Below are 17971 nucleotides of genomic sequence, written 5' to 3'. Positions count from 1 at the left end.
CGCCCATCGTGCAGACCGCCGCCGTAGAAAGAACCGCTTCACCGGCGCGCAAGGACGCCCCAACTCTGTCGCAACGGCAGACGGAATCTGCGTGCGACAAACCGTTCGAGCCTATACGGGCGGATCGTTTCACGTTCCACCGCGGCGCCGGCGGTGCCGGAGGCGACGAAGGCAATTCCGCGATCAATCCTGATCTCTTCGGCCTGCGCGACATCGCGATCTTCGCCACACCGAACCGGTCCAAGCGGCCCGGTTCCGGGCTGTTTGAGGACACAACGGTTCACAACGGAAATCGTTGGAGCGCCGCCGTCTTTCCCGGAACCACTCCGAGGCTCCGCGGGTCGTCGTCCAGGGGTTCAGCCCGCGGCCCAATCGCAACCGCGTCCGCAACCGTGGTCGATGTGCCCCACAACGAGCGGAGTGCGGACGTGTGCGCTCCTTCGGATGTGTGCGAACCGGGTCGCGTCGGGCACGACTTCAGCAAGGTGGCCATCCATCGGCACGGGCCGGAGCGCATTCAGGCGAAGCTCGTGGTGAGCGAACCCGGTGACGCATACGAGCGGGAAGCGGATCGTATAGCGGACACTGTTATGCGCATGCCGGGGCCCGCCACGTCGAGTGGCGATGACGCACCGGCGGCCTCGGCGACGACACAGAGCGTGCTGCGTGCCCGGCGTGCGGTGGAGACCGACGCGACCGTCGGTACCCGGAGGGTGTCACCGCCTGGCACACTCGCTATCTCACGCGTTTTCGACGGGGAGCGCGAAGCAATCGGCCGGATGGGGGCGCCGGGTCGACTGCGTGCGCGCATCGGTGCACGTCGAGGACGTGGAAAGCCGCTGGCCGAGTCGGCCCGCAGTTTTCTTGAGCCACGCTTCGGTCGTGAACTGGGGCACCTGAGGATACACGCGGATTCAGAGGCCGATTCGCTGAGTCGTTCACTGAAAGCACGCGCATTTACGGTCGGTCGGGACATCTTTTTCCGTGAAGGCGAGTATCGACCGGCTACCGAGCGCGGCCGTCGGCTGCTGGCGCACGAAGTGACCCATACGCTGCAACAGTATCCGGTTCCCGCGATGACCTCGATCTCTGCGACAGCATCGTCCGTGCCTGTGCACCCCGAAAGTTCGACGCCAAATGAGGGAGCGATGCCCCGCGTTGCGCGACACGGTACTGCGGGGACGGATACCGCCATCGCAGGTGAACTGGACCGTGTGCCGACGCGTGTCTTCCGGAGTGCCGTGGCCACATGGGAAGCAGCCAGCGAGGACGACCGGGAAAGTATCCTGATCGGGGAAACGCAGAAAGAGGACGTCCGCTCACGCGACATCTGGAAGGCGAAACGTCGACTGCGTCGATACCGTCGCCAGCAGAAAAGGCGCGAGGCGGTGGCATCACTGAAGAACAAGGAACATCTCAGCCGGAAGGATAAACGAAAGCTCCAGAACAAGAAGGCCTACCTCAAGTGGGCCAACGCCTGGGGGCTCACCGTAGAGTCACCTCGCGTCGACAAGATCCTGACGATTCACGCCAACTACCATTATTTCGAGACCTTCAACGTCGGAGGTGCCGCGGTTCGAATCGACGAAGGCATACTCGACGACGTCGCACGTATGTTCCGGATCGGCGAGACACCCGACTTCTGGCCAGGCATCCGGTGGACCGATTCCAGCGGCAAGGAGCGGGAGATAGGTGTGCGCTTCGACCTGGGCTTTATTCCGAAGAAACCGTCGGGCGATGCCCCGGCAGTGAACGCTCAACAGTTCCCGACCGAGCTCATGCAGGATGAATCTGTTCAGAAGGGCAAGGCCGAGAATGTGCTGGCCGCGATCCCGATTGACGAACTCTACACGCGGGATGACCTTGAGCAGATCTGGGCATTTCTCGACGATGAGGGAATGACGGATAGTTTCAGCCTCGAGACCCGCACCGCTTACACGCTGGGAGCCGATCCGGAACAGGTGGATTTCGAACGACTCAAAGCCAAGCTCCTCAAGGACATCGATACACGACCGGATCCGAAGTCCCAGCGATCCGATCTGAAGAAGGCGGTGGAGGCCTCGACGTCGTTCGACACCCTGATGGATGCGCTCACCTCACCTCACGAGATCGAACTTAGCGAGGTCGGGATGAGCGACACGGAGATCATTGCCTACACGACGCCGGACGGCGAGCGGCGCGAGTTCGATGAAACTCAGCTGAACGCACTCAAGGAGGCTATTCGTGCCGAATGGCGACGCCAGGGCCGCAGCATGGAGACCCTCGAAGGCGACGTCGCAGGCTACGGTGGCCGAAAGACCGTGGGGGTCGACTGGGAGCGGACCCAGCGGGCCAAGCAGCATCCAAGGTATCAGAAGCTCTCGGAAGACGAGTTGATGGAGAAGAATCTCAGCAGTTCGCAGGTAGCGACTTACTACGACAACACGCGCCAGATCCCGCAGGAACTGGTAACGATCCCAGCGAATCCGCGCCGAGCCCTCGCGGCCGTAATCGCCCACGAGATCGGCCACAACATCGGCATGGCACATGCCGACCAGGGCATCATGGATGCCGCGCAGGAGCGGCGTGGCGGCCTGAAGGAAGTCAAACTCAATCTCGCGAACCCCAATACAAATGCATCCTCGGACCCCCGAAAGCTCGTCAACGAAGTCGTGGATCTGAGCGTCAACGAAGTGATCCACGAAAACATCCAGCGTCTCGTGAATCGCATCCCGGAAATGACACGCGCCGCGAAGTCGGACGATGTCTGGCCGGAAAAGATCCCAGCATTGCTCAAGCTTGTCGAGAGCGGCACAGCGAGTGCCATGGAGACGCTGTTTTCCGACCCGATCTTGCCCACGTTGCTGCTTCTGCCCGAGCCGGGCACACAGCATTTGTCGTCGATCGATACCCGTCTCATCAGCGAGATCACCGCCGATGGTCGGGAACTCGACTACTCGGTCTGGGAAAGGCTCAGCGTGCGAACGCAAAAATGGATACGGGATCAGACGCGGGCTGCGTTCGTCGATGAAGAAACGGGGCGGATCGAGGGTACCGGCTCTGGCACAACCACCTTCGAGAATGCCGAACAGATGGAGGCGTTCTGAAATGGATGTTCGATTGCGGCGGTTGGGTTGTGCCAGGTCGAACCCGCTGTCGGCCAGGGCGCGGCGCATCCATCGCACCCACTGGTCGCGCTCCCCGGCGCTCGCCGTATGTCAGATCGCCACAGAGCATCGGTGCTGCCATCGGGGTGCGCGCCCGTACAGGCCTGCGAACATTTTGTGCCCCGCTGGTCATCAGGCGAATCTGGGGATCGGTGTTCGGTGCCGGCAAAAGACCTACGGTCGCTTCGCCGCGGCAGGAGCCGCCGCACTTCGCCATGCACTGGTACTTCCGCTACTCGAACATCGCCTGCTCGACCTGGAGGTAGACATGCGAGATGTCGCGCCTGACCTTGTCCTCCAGTCCCGGGTAGTGCGGTTTGAATCGGACCAGTGCGTTCAAGACGTCCGGTAGCATTTCGTAGTCGCTCTTGCCGTCGTCGATCCCCGCCGCAACGGCTTCGCGAAGTGCCTTCAGAAGGTCGCGCAGGCGCATGAGTCCCTCGATGTCCGTCACCACACCGTGCCCGGCAACGACCATCTTCGGTTCCAGCGCCACCAGTTGGTCCAGTTTACGTATCCATTGGTCGATCCGGCTGTCATTGGTCGAGGGCATGCGGTCGGAATAGACAACGTCGCCGCTGAACAGCACGCGCTGCTGGGGCAGCCACAAAAGCAAGTCGCCGGGTGAGTGGCTGTCACCCGAGGGAAACAGCACCGCCTCGACGTCGCCGAATCTCGTCTCGGTGCGTTCGTCCACGCGCCTCGTCGGCGCCAGGATCTTCGATTCACCGGTGATGCCCTCGGTCATGCGCTTGAACAGGTCGATCCAGGTGCCCCCGGATATTTCTATGGCCTGCGTGGTCTTGGTCGACGCGATGATCTGCTCAACGCTCGCTTCGAACGCGGCATTGCCCAGCCAGTGATCGCCATGGGCGTGGGAATTGACGATCCAGCGCACGGGTTGATGGGTTACGTCGGCGATGGTCGCGCGTAGTGCCTCACCGATCTCCTGGGAGCTACCGGTGTCGAAAAGCAGGGTGCCGGCGCCCGTGACGATGAAAGCGCTGTTGGAGTTCCAGCCGCGGTTTTCGCGATTGGGCAGTTCGCGGGATGGGGTAACCACGGCGTAGATGCCTGGCGCCAACTCTTGCGCCTCCATCGGGAACACCTCGCCAGCAGCCGCCGTACCGAAGGGCGACAGTGAGAAGAACAGGAATGCGTACACCAGTCGTTGCTTCATCGTCAGCTCCACCACTGGTCAGTTTGACCGGCTGAAAGAGAGGCGCGTGGCAATGCTCATTGCCAGCGCAGGAACGGCCAGGCGTATCGACGAACGTTTGGTGAGCATTGCGTTGGTTTATCTGTTGATTCCAGGATTCTGAAAGAGAGTTTCGAAAAACTCCGTGCGACCTTGATGATCCCGCAGCGCCCGGGTCGTGCTCCACCCGGGCCCCACGCAGACGATCACTTTTCGGAGAAGCAGTAGAACAATCCATCGCCGCCGGTCTTTTTCAGGGCCTCCGGGCTGCACCCCTTGGAAATGTGCGCGGAGTTCCAGGATTTTGCCCAGGCATGCTCATTGGGCCCCACGCGGTCATGGTGACCGAGCATGGCCGCGCCTTCACCACTCTGGGTCCAATCGCCGCAGGTCATGTCCGTGAAGAATCGCGGCCCGAATGAGGTGCCATCGAGACGCGAGCCTGTCAGGATATCGTGCTTGTTCGGTTTTTCGGTGCGCCCATTGACCAGGTTACCGTTCTCGTCCAACGCTGTGTCCTTGTTCAGCCTGCTGTTGGGTGAGTGCAGTTCGTCCACGTTGCTGGCAACCATCACCCCCTTTGCGTTGTACCAGGGTCCGGCACCGATCCGGTCCCGTGCATTGACGACGTTTGCATCCTTGAAGTCTTTGCCTTGGGTACTGAGGTACGCACGCCAGGTACGGTTGTCGGCACCTGCCAAGGCAGCCAGCTTCTGGCAGTGGGCGTCGGCGCCTTCAAGGCCGCCAAGATCAGCGCCGTTGCCGGGGCCTGCACTCGTAACGAAGAACGACATCTTGTCGACGTCGCCGGCAATCGCTTCCGTGGCTACCGCAACACACGCCAAAGCGCCTGAAAAAATCGACACTAGTGAGAACATCGATTCGCGCATCGCAATCTCCTGACTGAATCTGACCGTTGAAAACAAGCACGTTGAGCGACACCGCCCACCGCCTTGAGCGCCGTTGGCGATTGCCGCCGCCGAAGAATTTTGAACAAAGCGATCATCTGAGGCAATGAGCTTTCGATGGTGTTTTCCTGCCATTACGACATCAGTCTCCAACGATCGTCAGGGTACCCGACCAGCAGCCCGCGTCGTGCAAAATCTATCGGTTAGTGGGGGTAAACCGGTGACCTTGGCCCCCGCTATTGAGGCACGGCAAGCTGGAGAAATCCGGCCTCAGAAGCGGGTCAGAGGCAAGTGCGTGTTTTTCACGACACGATTGTCGCCCGGTTAGCCAACGGGTGTTCCGGTTCGCCCACTCGAGGTGCCGATTCCTTGCATTCTCCGTCCAAGTTAGTGGCGCAGGGCTTTCCGGGCCCGATACACCTCTCGGTTGTCACTGCGCAGCCGCCGCCTGGGGACACCTCCCAAGTGCCTGGTTCGCTGAATCAGTGCCTCCTCCAGGGCCGCTTCGGCCGTTTTGGTGTGGCCTCGCACGGACATCCGCCGGCCCAGCGCCTCGCGGGTGCCACAGTCGATCACCACCGCCAGGTGGCACCATCGGCTTCGGCCGCACCACACCATGGCGAGATCCGTCTCCCAGCGCTGGTTGGTTGCCGTAGCAACCGATGGGCAAGGCCCCAGGGAGCGATGTGCTGTGGTCGCACGCCATTGGCCACGCTGGAAGATGGAAATCAAATCTGGAGGGGAAAATGCGCAGGCTGAGTTTCACCTGACAGTAAAGCCATGGGAACCGGTAGCTGTCAGATCAAGTCCCGGCTACTGCATATCATGTCCCCACGGATACCCCAAAATGGACTGGGTTGACCAAGTGCCTGGAATCAGAGCGATTTTGCTGCGCCTTGGGTTCTGGCCACGCGCCCGATCGCTCCAGTGCATCGATGCAGCCGCGAGTGGACGCGCCGCTGTCTCTTCTTGCGAAATCGATATTTCGGAATCGTCCGATACGGAGTATCCAGAAAGGCAGTTTTTGCACATTTCGATTCTCGAGCGATCTTTCATCGAAAAATCCGAGGCCGCCCCGATTCTTTGACGCTTCGTAAAGCAAGCGTTGGGCTGGTTTGCGCAGTGACGAGAGGTACCGCAGGGTGACTGGTGCGAACTCACACTTCGAATTTTTCGAGGTGATCGCGAGTATGAACCGAATCGCGTGGGCCTCGCATTCGACGATACTCAGTTCGTGATGATCAACCACGAGAGTCAACCATGTCGTTCACACGCGAATCGAAGCTTGCAAATGCTGACGTACTGCACGCTGAAATAGACAAATTGATCAGGGTAGAACCGACTGAATCTCCGTTTTTGAGTTGCTATCTGGATACGAGGCACGGAAAGGATGAATGCAAAACGTTCATCGAGGAGGCGGCCAGTTCAGTGCGGCGGACGCTCGAGGTGGTGTCCCGGTTCGAGTTCGACAATGCGCTGAACATGGTCCGAGAGCAGATCGACAGCAACTGGAATTCCCGCGCGCAGGGTTTGGCGATCTTCGCGCGTGGGATCGCAGGCGGTCGCTTTTTGAGTACGTTACACCTCGCGGATACTGTTCCTGACAGTTTTGTTTCGTATCGTACTCCCGAGATTGTGCCGCTGCTCGCGCAGCGCGAGCGGGCGTCCGGGTTCACACTGCTCGCGCTGAGGGGGAGCGGTATTCAAGTGACGGACGTAGATTCGGAAGGATCAAAACCCGCGGTATGGGCGGCAATTGCCTCGGATGGATTGCCGCGACAAAACGTTGCCAGCCGATTGTTTAGGCGATTGGATCGCAGGCTACGCGCGATAGGCCGCGCACTGGCCGCGCGATCGGGCAGTCCACTGGTGGTCGCGGGCAGCGGGGACAGGGTCGATAGAATGACCGAGTGTCTGCCTGGCCGGGTACGGGCGCGGGGTGTTGAAAAGCTGGTTTTGCCAGAAAGCCTTGCGGAAAGCGATTTTGTCGAGCGTGCGCGTGCGCACTGGATGGCCACCCGGCGGGTTGAATCCGCGCAGTTCGCGACACGCCTTCTCAGGGTTTTGCGCCCGCGAGGTCTCGCTGTCGCGGGTCCAGTCGCAACCGAGCAGGCGTTGCGTGAAAACAATGCCGATATCTTGGTCATCTCGGAAGCGCCAAGCAACTTGGCGGATTGTCGATGGGATCCCCGCATCGAGCTTTCCCGCTTGGCCTGGCGTCAAGGAATTCCTATTGTGACCAGCGAATCAAGTGAGCTGCAGTACGCGGGAGGCATGGCTTGCGTGCTGCGTCAGCGAGGTGTCGTGAAGATATCGCCCGTGCCGGTCAACGGGCTACCTCGGGTCGCTTGATCGACGAGAAAAGTTCCAATGGCTGGCGACACCGGCCTCGCGGGAGCTTGCTCCCGCAATGGCTAGTCGTACGGCTGCCTTTCTTTTGCATACCCGGCTGTCGCTTGAGCCGGTAGCGGTAGGACAGGGCACTTCCCCCACCGACGCTGTCCCGTAGTCGTCCGTATTGCGTTTTGCGCGTACACCTCCTTCAAATCCATCAGCGCGAAAAAAAGAACGCGCGCCGTGGACCCGCTATCTCGCGGGTGCAGCAAGTGTTTCGCATCCACCAAGCAAGAACTCGAAAAAACCGAAATATCGGTGTTCATATTTCGATTTCTCCGATTTCTTCCGATCGGCGATATTGACACCAAGGGCCGGATGGGTGGCGACGCGCCGCGTCTGGCAAAGGTAACGGAGGGAACATGGCACTCGAATCGGTTCTGGGTTCTGCGCTTGCGATTGCAGGACTGCTGATGATCGCGATGTGGAGATCGGGTAGTGAAAGGCGAGTGAAGCCACAACAAGCCGAGATCCGACCTTCTTTGGAAAACTCGCGCATCAGGCGGTGGCATCGGACCGGCCGTTGGAAAGACTGACCGATGAAATTCACCATGCGACTTCCGGTCATCTTTTCCAGCCTTGCGTTCCTGTGGTGGCTGCTAAGCAACGGCGATCCATCGTCCTGGCTCGTTGGTGCGCCTGTCGTGCTCGTCGCGACATGGGCGGCATGGCAGCTGAATCCATCGAAAGGCATGTCCATCTCGCTGGTTGGGACGCTGCGATTTCTGCCGTTCTTTTTCGCGGAATCCCTGCGTGGCGGCATCGATGTCGCGCGCCGGGTGCTCCAGCGACATCTGAACGTCGTACCCGGATTCGTCAGTTTCCGTACCCGCCTGAGTGGTCAACGCGCACGCTTGCTGTTCATCAACAGCGTCAGTCTGTTGCCTGGGACCCTGGCGGCGGATCTTCAAGAAGACCATCTGAAGATTCATGCGCTCGATCGTAGCGTTGATTTCACCGAAGACCTGCGTCGGTTGGAGGTCGCCGTTGGTCGTATTTACCAGGAGGTCTTGTGAACGACTTCGCTGCCCTTTCTCCAATGATGGAGATCGCCTTGCTTGGTGCGCTACTCGTTCTGGTCGCAACGGTTGCGGTTGGCCTGTTGCGCGCCTTACGCGGGCCCGCACTCGAAGACCGCTTGGCTGCCGTTCTGCTTCTGGGTAGCGGCGGGGTAGGTGTGTTGTTCCTGCTCGCGCTGCCTCTGTCCGCACCCGCCTTGTTCGATGTCGCCTTGGTCCTGGCATTGCTCGCTGCAGTCACTGCGGCAGCGATGACGCGACGGGAGGTGACCCGTGATTGATGTGATTGCGGTGTCGTTGATTGTGCTCGGTTTGGTTTTTTTCGTGGCTGGCAGCGTTGGCTTGCTGAGGCTGCCCGATCTTTTCTCGCGACTGCACGCACTGACCAAGGCTGACAACCTCGGTCTGGGATTGATCGCGACCGGTGTAGCGCTGCTGGCCGGTGACGTGCTGATCGCGTTGAAGTTGCTCGCGGTCTGGCTGCTGGTGCTGCTGGCCAGTGCGGCGTCGGCACATCTGATTGCACAGCATGCTCTGCGGCGTGGAGCTAGGGAATGATGGCGCTGCTTTGGAACCTGTTCGATGTGGTGCTGGCCGGCTTGATGCTCGGATTGGGCTGGGGGGCGGTCGCAACGCATGACCTCAAGCGTGGCGTGGCACTCTTTATTGCTTTCGGATTGTTGCTCGCAGTTGCATGGGCACGCCTGCGAGCACCCGATCTGGCGCTCGCAGAAGCGGCAATCGGCGCCGGCATTGCCGGTGCGCTGTTACTCGCTGCGCTGCGCGATGAACCGCCGATCGAGCGTGCGGCTGAGACGGAATCGCAGCGCGATCGCTGGTTGCTGGGCCTTGGTGTGGTGGTGCTGGCCGGTGTTGTGGCCTGGGCATTGCTTGACGCACTGATGCAGGGCGATCGTGGTCATTTGGCGGCTGCCGTGCGCGACCAGATTGAAGTCAGTGGTGTCAGCCATCCGGTGACCGCGGTGCTGCTCAACTTCCGCGCCTACGACACCTTGCTTGAGCTCGCGGTCATCCTGACGGCCGTACTCGGCGTCGTCGCACTGGCTCCTGCGCGCAGCGGTTACCGCCACGCAGGTCCGGTTTTCGGCAGCCTGATTCGCGGGCTGGTGCCGGTGCTGATCATCACGGCGGGATATCTGCTGTGGGTTGGTGCGCATGCCCCGGGTGGTGCCTTCCAGGCGGGTGCGACGCTGGCGGCGGTGGCAGTCCTGCTGCGCCTGGGGGGCAACGATCGAGCCGGCCTGCCGCCGATACGCGCCGTGCGCTGGCTGTTGGTCGCTGGTGTGGCCGTATTCCTGCTCGTGGGCCTGTCCGTCACGCTGGCGGATCTTGCGGTGCTGCAGTACCCGAAGGCGTGGGCAGGGACGCTGATCTTGCTGATTGAAAGCGCGGCCACGGTGTCGATTGCCGCCGCGCTGGCGCTGGCCTACCTGGGCGGCCGCCCGGCGGCCTGGGATCCGGAACCGGCGGCATGCGTATCACCGCCACCGAAGGACGCTGATCGATGCTGACCACCGAGATCATCTATGGCCTGACCGGGGTTGGGTTATTCGCCATCGGGTTGCATGGCGCACTCGGTCACGCCTCTGCATTGGCGCGCATTCTTGCGATCAACGTGTGTGGTGCCGGTGTCTTCCTGGTCTTTGCGGCAAGTGCCTACCGTCCTTCCGGTGAGCCTGCAGACCCCGTGCCCCATGCCCTGGTGCTGACCGGGATCGTAGTCGCGGTCAGCGCCACGGCGCTGGCTCTGGCGCTGGGTCGCCGGCTGAAGGAGCGCGATGATGCATAGCCTGCTGGTTTGGCCGGTTGCTCTACCGCTGGTCGCAAGCCTTCTCGCACTGGTTTTACCGCGGCGCGCTGACGGTGTTGGCATGCTGGGCAGTGTCGCGGCGCTGGTTGCCGCTGTGCTGGTGGTCGCCCAGGTGGTGCAACAGGGTACTCTGGAGCACGCGCTCGGTGGCTGGGCGCCGGGGCTGGGCATCGCCTTGCGCGCCGACACGCTGTCCGCCGCGATGTTGCTGATGACGACCATTATTGCGCTGGCGGCAGGCGTGTACGCGACCGCCTATTTCCGTGACGTAGCCGGCAAAGCACGCTTCTGGCCGTTGTGGCTGATGATGCTGACGGCACTGAACGCGCTGCTGCTGTCCGGCGATCTGTTCAATCTGTACGTCACGCTCGAGTTGCTGGGTCTTGCCGCCGTCGCTTTGGCGGCGCTCGGCGGCAGTCGTGCAGCCATTCAGGCGGCGCTGCGCTACCTGACGGTCGGCCTGCTCGGTTCGATGGCCTTCCTCGTCGGTGTCGCGCTGTTGTACACGACCTACGGCACGCTCGATCTGAGCGCACTTTCCGCGCACGCCGAGCCTCGGCCCGCCACGTCGGTCGCACTGGTGTTGATGACCGGCGGCCTGCTCGTCAAATCCGCATTGTTCCCGCTGCACTTCTGGCTGCCGATGGCGCATGCAAACGCACCGGCACCGGTCAGCGCCGCGCTGTCGGCGCTGGTCGTCAAGGCGGCGTTCTACCTGGTGCTGCGACTGTGGCTCGATGTGTTCGACGTGGTCGTGACCCCAACGGCCGCAGGCTTGCTCGGCGCATTTGGGGCAGTCGCGGTGCTGTGGGGCTCCTGGCAGGCATGGCGCGCAGAAAGACTGAAGCTGCTCGCGGCTTATTCGACCGTGGCACAGCTTGGTTACCTGTTTCTTTTCCTGCCGTTGCTGCTGGCAACTCCAGCCGGCGGATCGAAAGACGTGGTATTCGGCGCCATGGTGCTGTTTGTGTTGAGTCACGGTTTTGCCAAGAGTGCGCTGTTTCTGGGCGCGGGTGTAATCCAGCAGTATGCCGGGCACGATCGCATCGCCGAACTCGGTGGTACGGCACGGGCACTGCCGGTAACGACATTCGTACTCGCGCTGGCCGGCGTTGCCTTGGTGGGTCTGCCGCCCAGTGGCACCTTCCTTGCAAAATGGCAATTGTTGAGTACGGCCATCGCGGTGGGGCAGTGGCTATGGCTGCCCGTGGTTGCTGTCGGCTCGCTGCTCGCAGGCGCCTATGTGTTCCGGGTGCTTGGGCATGCATTCGGCCCGGGTGAAGGCATCGGTACGGTGCTCGCGTGGGGGCGCGCTGAGTTGTCGGCACTGCTGTTGGCGCTTGTCGCCACCTTGCTGCTCGGCCTCGGTGCGGGACGGATCTGGACCTTTCTGACGCCGAGCCTTGCGCTCGGAGGCATGCTGTGATGGACCTGTCGACCTGGATTCCGATCCTGATCATCGCAAGCTCGCTCGTACCCGGCTTGGTGATCTTTTTCGTGCGTGAGGAGAGCCACCGGCTGCGCACCTTGCTCAACCTGGTCGGTGCCGTGGCGAAGCTGCTCTTGGTCGCGTTCATGATTTGGGGCGTTTTCCACGAACAGATCTTCGAGACACGCTGGACCCTCGCACCGGGCCTCGACCTGGTGCTGCACGCCGACGCACTTTCCGTGTTGTTCGTGACGCTGTCGACGGTTCTCTGGCTGGTCACAACGATCTACGCGATCGGCTACCTCGAGGATTCACCGCACCGTAGCCGGTTTTTCGGTTTCTTCAGCCTGTGTGTGACCGCAACGGTCGGCCTCGCACTCGCCGGCAACCTGTTCACGTTCGTGATCTTCTATGAACTGCTGACGCTGGCGACCTATCCGCTGGTCGCGCACAAAGGCACGCCCGAGGCGGTACGCGGTGCGCGTATCTACCTCGCCTACACACTCAGCGGCGGTGTATTGCTGTTGATAGGTTCCGTATGGCTGCGCACGATCGCAGGTCCGCTCGATTTCGTGCAAGGCGGGATACTGGCCGATATCACCCATCTGGATCCGTGGGCGCTGCGCTGGATCTTCTTGCTGCTGATCGTCGGCCTGGGCGTCAAGGCGGCACTGGTTCCGCTGCATGGCTGGCTTCCGCAGGCGATGGTGGCACCGGCGCCGGTCAGTGCGCTGTTGCACGCGGTGGCGGTAGTCAAGGCGGGCGCGTTCGGCATCGTGCGCGTGGTCTACGATGTCTACGGCGTCGAATTCGCGGCGCAACTGGGTGTGTTGTCGGTGCTCGGTGTGGCCGCAGCGATCACGATCATATACGGATCGGTCAAGGCCCTGTCACAAGACCATCTGAAAAAGCGGCTTGCCTATTCCACGGTCAGCCAGGTGTCCTATATCGCGCTCGGTACGGCGATCCTCGGGCCGATGGCGACGATCGGCGGTGTCGTGCACCTGGTGCACCAGGGCATCATGAAGATCACCTTGTTCTTTGCCGCCGGCAACTATGCCGAGAACCTCGGCATTCACCGGGTCAGCGAGATGGATGGGGTGGGGCGGCGCATGCCGGGTACGACGCTGGCGTTCACGATCGGCGCACTCGGGATGATCGGTATCCCGCCGGTCGCCGGTTTTGTCAGCAAGTGGTACATCGCCCTGGGCTCAGTGGGTGCCGGCGAAGCGCATTGGGTGCTGCCGGTGCTGATTGCCAGCAGCCTGCTCAACGCCGCGTATTTTCTGCCCATTCTCTATCGCGCCTGGTTCAGACCGGCACCGGCCCAATGGCCCGCGGAGCACCCCTCGAGCGGTCGCTGGGAGCTGCCGGCAGCACTATTGTGGCCGCCCGTGGTTACCGCCGGTCTGGCATTGGTTGCCGGCCTGTTCGCGGCCGCGCCTTACAGCCCGCTTGAATGGGCAGAACTCATCGCTGCACGGGAGTACCGATCGTGACCTTGCTGCTGATTATTGCTGCAGCATTGCCGCTGATGTTGGCGCCTTTTTCCGCGACAGCCAGTGCGAGCCGCTGGCTGCCGTTGGCCGCCTTGCCAGCGCTGGCTGCGGCGATTTTGGTACCGGTTGGCACGTCGGTTGAACTGCCCTGGCTGATGCTGGGCACACACCTGGCGTTGGATGTCACCGCCCGGCTGTTCCTGCTGTTCAGTGCCATCGTGTGGTTCGCCGCGGCCGCATACCTTGCGGCAACGCCGGCGCTGTGGCCGCCGCGCGGACACTTTGGCATCTGGTACCTTTTGGCGATGGGCGGCAACCTGCTGTTGATCCTGGCCGCAGACATGCTGACTTTCTACCTGGGTTTCGCCCTGATGGGGCTGTCGGCCTACGGACTACTGCTCGGTCAGCCTGGCCAGCGTGTGCGCGGTGCCGGTCGCGTTTACCTGGCGTTCACACTGGTCGGTGAACTCGCGTTGTTCGCCGCGCTGGTGTTGTTGGTCGCGCACACCGGATCCACACGTTTCGCCGACCTCGCTGACCAACCCATGCCCGACGCGGCCTTGGCGCTGTTGCTTTTTGGTTTCGGCATCAAGGTGGCGTTGCCGGGCCTTCATTTCTGGCTGCCACCAGCCTATTCGGCCGGCCCGATCGTAGCGGTGGCGGTGTTGAGTGGTCCGATGATGAAGGCTGGACTGCTCGGGTGGTTGCGGTTCATACCGCCTCAGGCGGTCGATGGCGAATGCTGGGGAACCTCTCTGATCGCACTTGGTGCCTTAGGGGCATTGATCGGTATTGGTTTCGGCGTACTGCAACAGCGCCCGCGTGCCGTACTGGCCTTCTCCAGCATTGCCAAGATGGGACTGATGAGTGCGCTGTTCGGTGCGGCGATACTGGATCCGGCCCACGCGCCGGCGCTGCTCAGCGCGCTGGTACTTTTCGCGATGCACCATTTGGTGGTGAAGTCCGCCCTGTTCCTTGGGGTGGCGGAATGGGAACGGCTGGGGTCGAACGCCTTCGTGTTGACGGGACTGGGTGTGCTCGTACTGACACTTGTCGGCGCACCGCTCAGCGGCGGGGCGGCAGCCAAGACAGCGTTGGCAGAGGTGCCGACGCTCACCGCTTACACCTGGAGTACGTTGCTAGCGACCGCTGCCGTCGGCACGGTCCTGCTGATGGCACGCTTTGCCTACCTTCTGAACCGGCATCGTGGACACGCGACGGCCGTGCCCAGTCCTGCATCAGTGATCTGGTTGATCCTGGTCATCTTGGCATTTTGGGCACCCTTTATGCCCGCGCAGACAGGCTTCGAACTGAAGGCCATCTGGCCATTTGTCGGGGGCCTGGCGCTTTCCGGCCTCGTCTGGCTTGCCAGCCGCACGCGGCGTTCACAGGGTGTGCGAAACGCACCGCGCGGCCTGCTGCCGATCGGTATTCGTTGGGCGCGCACGCTGTCGCGCAGTACCGCACATCTGCAGTGGCCTGCCGCAGGCTGGGATCGCCTCGAGGTCACGTGGCGCCTTGTGCCGCAAGCCCCAGTCGAGGTCGGGTTGGTGCGCGCGGGACTGCGCTGGCTGACGGTTCTCGCCGCTTTACTGGCTGCGACCCTTGTATCGCGTTGAATCCCGGAGACCATGATGAAGCGTTTCCAGAATATCCTGTTTTTCGCTGAAGGTGAATCTGAGCCATCGCCTGCATTGCGGCGTGCATTCAGGCTGGCTGAAACCAATCACGCGAGGCTTACGCTTGTCGACGTGGTCGAGCCCATCGACACCCCAGGTGAACTGAGATCGCAGCTCGGCGTTGACCTCAACGAGGTGCTGCGCGAGCGCCGCCTTGCGGAACTCGATGCCCTGACCACGTCGCACAAGAGCGATGAAACCCTGATCTATACGGAGGTTTTGTCCGGCACGCCGTTCATCCAGATAATCCGCGCCGTCAAACGTCGCGGCTATGACCTCGTGATAAAGGCCGCGCGCGGCCCGCAAGACGTTTCAGAACAGTTGTTCGGCAGCACGGATCTCCACCTGCTGCGCAAGTGCCCCTGTCCGGTATGGATCGACCAACCGACCGCGGAACCGTACTACGCAAACGTCCTCGCCGCGGTCGATCCGATGGCACCACCGGGTGAGGGCTGCGACAGGCTCGTGATGGATCTGGCGTCCTCGATTGCGGAGCGCGAAGGGGCCGTGCTGACCGTCGTGCATGCCTGGCAGTTGGACGGTGAGTCGATGCTGCGACATGGCCGTTTGCGGCTACCGGCGAAAGATCTCGACATCCTCCTGGACGGGACCAAGTCGAGGCACCGGGACAAACTTGCCGCCCTTTTAGCGCCCTATGGCATGCATGCGGAAGAAGAGCGGGTTCATCTTGTCAAGGGCAATCCCTCTCCAGTCATTCGTGGAGTCGCCACACGTCTGCCGGCAGACCTTATCGTCATGGGGACGGTCGGGCGGGTTGGGTTGCCGGGGTTTTTTATCGGCAACACCGCCGAAGAGGTGATACAAACGACATCTGCGTCGGTTCTGGCGGTGAAACCGTTGGGATTCGTTTCACCCGTCGAGTGACGTTGGCCCAAGGAGATCCAAAGTTTGCAGAATCTGAAACTGAACCTGAAGCACCTGCGTTACTTCTGGGCCGTGGCAAGCCAGGGGTCGATTGTGAGTGCCGCTGAGGCCCTCTTCTTGACGCCACAGACCATCAGTGGCCAATTGAACGAACTTGAGAAGCAGGTTGGTGCCAAGCTTTTTCAGCGCGAAGGCCGCCAGTTGGCCCTGACTGAAACAGGACAGCTGGTATTTTCCTACGCCGACGAAATGTTTCGAATTGGCTTGGAACTGCAGGACGTTCTGGCAGGCCGTACCCCGGGTGCTGCGATAACTCTGAAAGTCGGCGTCGCACAGGTTGTACCGAAACTGCTGGCCCACCGGGTTTTGGAACCCGTGCTGACGATGGCCGAATCGGTGAGCCTGGTGTGTCTCGAAGCGCCAACAGTGGATCTGCTGGCTGATCTTTCGGTTCACAAGCTTGATGTCGTGCTGGCGGATGTCCCACTGAACCCTTCGCTGAACATTCGCGCCTTCAATCATTCGCTTGGCGAGTCTGGCATCAGCTTTTTTGCTGTGCCAAGAGAGGCGAAGCGACTGCGTGCGGGTTTTCCCGGGAGCCTCAATGGTTCGCCAATGCTCATGCCGAGCGGCGACAGCAGTTTGCGCCGCAGTCTCGAACGCTGGTTTGATCAAAATGAGGTCGAGCCAAATGTCGTTGCCGAGTTCGCAGATCGCGCTTTGATGAAGGCTTTCGGTGAACGCGGTGCCGGCGTGTTCACTTCACCGACAGCCGTTGAATCGGATGTGACCAGCAAGTATGGGGTGACGGTCATTGGCCGCACTGACGAGATCACGGAACACTACTATCTGATATCGCCTGAACGTCGTATCAAGAACCCCGCTGTCACTGCCATCACCGAGGCAGCGCGGACGCAGTTGTTTGGTTAGCCGTGCGGTGAAGATCCTCATCAAAGCCCAATTCTCCCTAGCGCCGATGAGGACGGGTTTCGTTCGGCCTGCCAAGCGAGCGAGTGGCGGAAAAGACGCCTGAGGACAACAAGCCGAGATAGCCGGCAAATGTCTGCAGCAGGCCTGGATGTGGAAGATTCAACGACATCGAAATGCCTGCAGACATAGCGCTGAACATCGGGGTCATGAAGAGCACAGCATAGGCGTGGCACAGCACTCGGTGGCTCGAAAGGCTGTCCGTCCGGGTGCACGTCGTGTTGGCTGCATTGACGGGTTCAAGGTTCTCTTTTTCTACCTCTCAAGTGGGTTCAAACCGGGTCCTGGAGATCGCTTTTTCGGGTGTCGGACCCGGAGATATGCCGCCCTTTCGGTATGCATCGCTTCATCCTACGAGCCAAAGAGCGGCCGGCTTTGGTCGTGGCGCGGTTTATCGCCATGTACATGTCTGCCTCGATATCTTCAGCGACCAGTTCAGGCATTCCGTTCAACACCACCCGTAAGTGGCAGCGCTTGTCGTTGCCGCCACGGGGGCCATTGACATCGGACAACTGCATGACTATCCGCAGGATGCGATGGTCGTTGCGCGAAAGCGCGTAACGAATGCGGCGCTCCGCGTGCTGTTGTAATGCTTCGGTGAGCGGGAATTCGCGGGCTCGGATATCGATATGCATCTGTTTTCCCCCATTGTGGCGACTTGCACCTAAATTAGGTGCGATGTCAGCAAGAAACATTTCGGAAGCGTCTTCCAAAAACCTCGAATTTTTCGATGAGCTCAGGTGGCCTGGACCCACATCCCGAGCGACGCACCTGGTGCAGGCGCGTTTTCCGCTTGAAGAAAAGGCGTTCGAGCTGTCTTTCGAATCCGAAACGGCGCGTTATTGGTCCGCTGTGACGCGCTTCTCGTGTCGCTCCGGCTTATTGCCCGGGTGTGGGCGCAGATCGGGCTGGGTGCGTCGGGCAGAGCGGGGCGGATCCCATTTTTCGATTCGTACCCTGAGTAGACGGCGACGCGACGCGGCCGCCCGAAATGCC

The 17971-nt window shown here is 61.3% G+C and carries 17 protein-coding genes; 13 read left to right on the top strand and 4 right to left on the bottom strand.

Annotation, left to right across the window (positions count from 1 at the left end):
• Positions 1-8 precede the first annotated feature (8 nt).
• Positions 9-3086 carry a DUF4157 domain-containing protein gene (locus tag H6955_20315; GenBank protein ID MCP5315914.1) on the top strand — a complete coding sequence of 1026 codons (3078 nt, stop codon included), beginning with the start codon at positions 9-11 and terminating at the stop codon, positions 3084-3086.
• A 292-nt stretch (positions 3087-3378) separates the two neighbouring features.
• Here H6955_20315 and H6955_20310 read toward each other — a convergent pair whose 3' ends face one another.
• The 3 genes from H6955_20310 to H6955_20300 all read right to left on the bottom strand — a co-directional run bounded on the left by H6955_20310 (position 3379) and on the right by H6955_20300 (position 5870).
• Positions 3379-4326 (bottom strand): MBL fold metallo-hydrolase, encoded by a 948-nt coding sequence (locus H6955_20310; protein ID MCP5315913.1) that lies wholly within the window; start codon positions 4324-4326, stop codon positions 3379-3381.
• 224 nt (positions 4327-4550) lie between these two features.
• Positions 4551-5222 (bottom strand): hypothetical protein, encoded by a 672-nt coding sequence (locus H6955_20305; protein ID MCP5315912.1) that lies wholly within the window; start codon positions 5220-5222, stop codon positions 4551-4553.
• Between the two features lie 417 nt (positions 5223-5639).
• Positions 5640-5870 carry a hypothetical protein gene (locus H6955_20300; protein ID MCP5315911.1) on the bottom strand — a complete coding sequence of 77 codons (231 nt, stop codon included), beginning with the start codon at positions 5868-5870 and terminating at the stop codon, positions 5640-5642.
• A 229-nt stretch (positions 5871-6099) separates the two neighbouring features.
• Here H6955_20300 and H6955_20295 point away from each other — a divergent pair, with 229 nt between their 5' ends.
• The 12 genes from H6955_20295 (at position 6100) to nhaR (ending at position 16918) form a co-directional block, all read left to right on the top strand.
• Entirely contained in the window at positions 6100-6339 is a 240-nt protein-coding gene (locus H6955_20295; GenBank protein MCP5315910.1) for a hypothetical protein, read from the top strand.
• Positions 6340-6512: 173 nt separating this feature from the next.
• On the top strand, positions 6513-7604 hold the full coding sequence (locus H6955_20290; protein ID MCP5315909.1) for a hypothetical protein: 1092 nt from the start codon (positions 6513-6515) through the stop codon (positions 7602-7604).
• Between the two features lie 581 nt (positions 7605-8185).
• Positions 8186-8662, top strand: coding sequence for a Na+/H+ antiporter subunit E (locus H6955_20285; protein MCP5315908.1), 477 nt, complete (start codon positions 8186-8188; stop codon positions 8660-8662).
• Between the two features lie 26 nt (positions 8663-8688).
• Complete coding sequence (locus H6955_20280; GenBank protein ID MCP5315907.1) at positions 8689-8946, top strand: multiple resistance and pH regulation protein F; 258 nt, start codon at positions 8689-8691, stop codon at positions 8944-8946.
• Entirely contained in the window at positions 8939-9223 is a 285-nt protein-coding gene (locus tag H6955_20275) for a monovalent cation/H(+) antiporter subunit G (protein MCP5315906.1), read from the top strand. Before H6955_20280 ends, H6955_20275 begins: the two co-directional genes overlap by 8 nt.
• Positions 9220-10197: a DUF4040 domain-containing protein gene (locus H6955_20270; GenBank protein MCP5315905.1), complete on the top strand. Its 978-nt coding sequence runs from the start codon at positions 9220-9222 to the stop codon at positions 10195-10197. The genes H6955_20275 and H6955_20270 overlap by 4 nt, the downstream gene beginning before the upstream one ends.
• Positions 10191-10475, top strand: coding sequence for an NADH-quinone oxidoreductase subunit K (locus H6955_20265; GenBank protein MCP5315904.1), 285 nt, complete (start codon positions 10191-10193; stop codon positions 10473-10475). Before H6955_20270 ends, H6955_20265 begins: the two co-directional genes overlap by 7 nt.
• Complete coding sequence (locus H6955_20260; GenBank protein ID MCP5315903.1) at positions 10465-11922, top strand: oxidoreductase; 1458 nt, start codon at positions 10465-10467, stop codon at positions 11920-11922. The genes H6955_20265 and H6955_20260 overlap by 11 nt, the downstream gene beginning before the upstream one ends.
• Positions 11922-13424 carry a monovalent cation/H+ antiporter subunit D family protein gene (locus tag H6955_20255; GenBank protein ID MCP5315902.1) on the top strand — a complete coding sequence of 501 codons (1503 nt, stop codon included), beginning with the start codon at positions 11922-11924 and terminating at the stop codon, positions 13422-13424. The genes H6955_20260 and H6955_20255 overlap by 1 nt, the downstream gene beginning before the upstream one ends.
• A complete protein-coding gene (locus H6955_20250; protein ID MCP5315901.1) occupies positions 13421-15043 on the top strand; it encodes a hypothetical protein in 1623 nt (540 codons plus the stop codon). The genes H6955_20255 and H6955_20250 overlap by 4 nt, the downstream gene beginning before the upstream one ends.
• A 12-nt stretch (positions 15044-15055) precedes the next feature.
• The gene (locus tag H6955_20245) at positions 15056-15988 is read left to right on the top strand and encodes a universal stress protein (protein MCP5315900.1); all 933 of its coding nucleotides are present in this window, start codon (positions 15056-15058) and stop codon (positions 15986-15988) included.
• 39 nt (positions 15989-16027) lie between these two features.
• Positions 16028-16918, top strand: coding sequence for a transcriptional activator NhaR (gene nhaR / locus H6955_20240; protein MCP5315899.1), 891 nt, complete (start codon positions 16028-16030; stop codon positions 16916-16918).
• 329 nt (positions 16919-17247) lie between these two features.
• On the opposite strand, the gene H6955_20235 is transcribed toward nhaR, so the two are convergent.
• On the bottom strand, positions 17248-17610 hold the full coding sequence (locus H6955_20235; protein MCP5315898.1) for an HPF/RaiA family ribosome-associated protein: 363 nt from the start codon (positions 17608-17610) through the stop codon (positions 17248-17250).
• Between the last annotated feature and the right edge of the window lie 361 nt (positions 17611-17971).

The sequence above is a fragment of the Chromatiaceae bacterium genome, from assembly GCA_024235395.1.
In the GTDB taxonomy this organism is placed as follows: Bacteria; Pseudomonadota; Gammaproteobacteria; order Chromatiales; family Chromatiaceae; genus Thiosocius.
The sequence above is the reverse complement of the archived record's forward strand: the minus strand, read 5'-3'. Positions and strand labels throughout refer to the sequence as shown.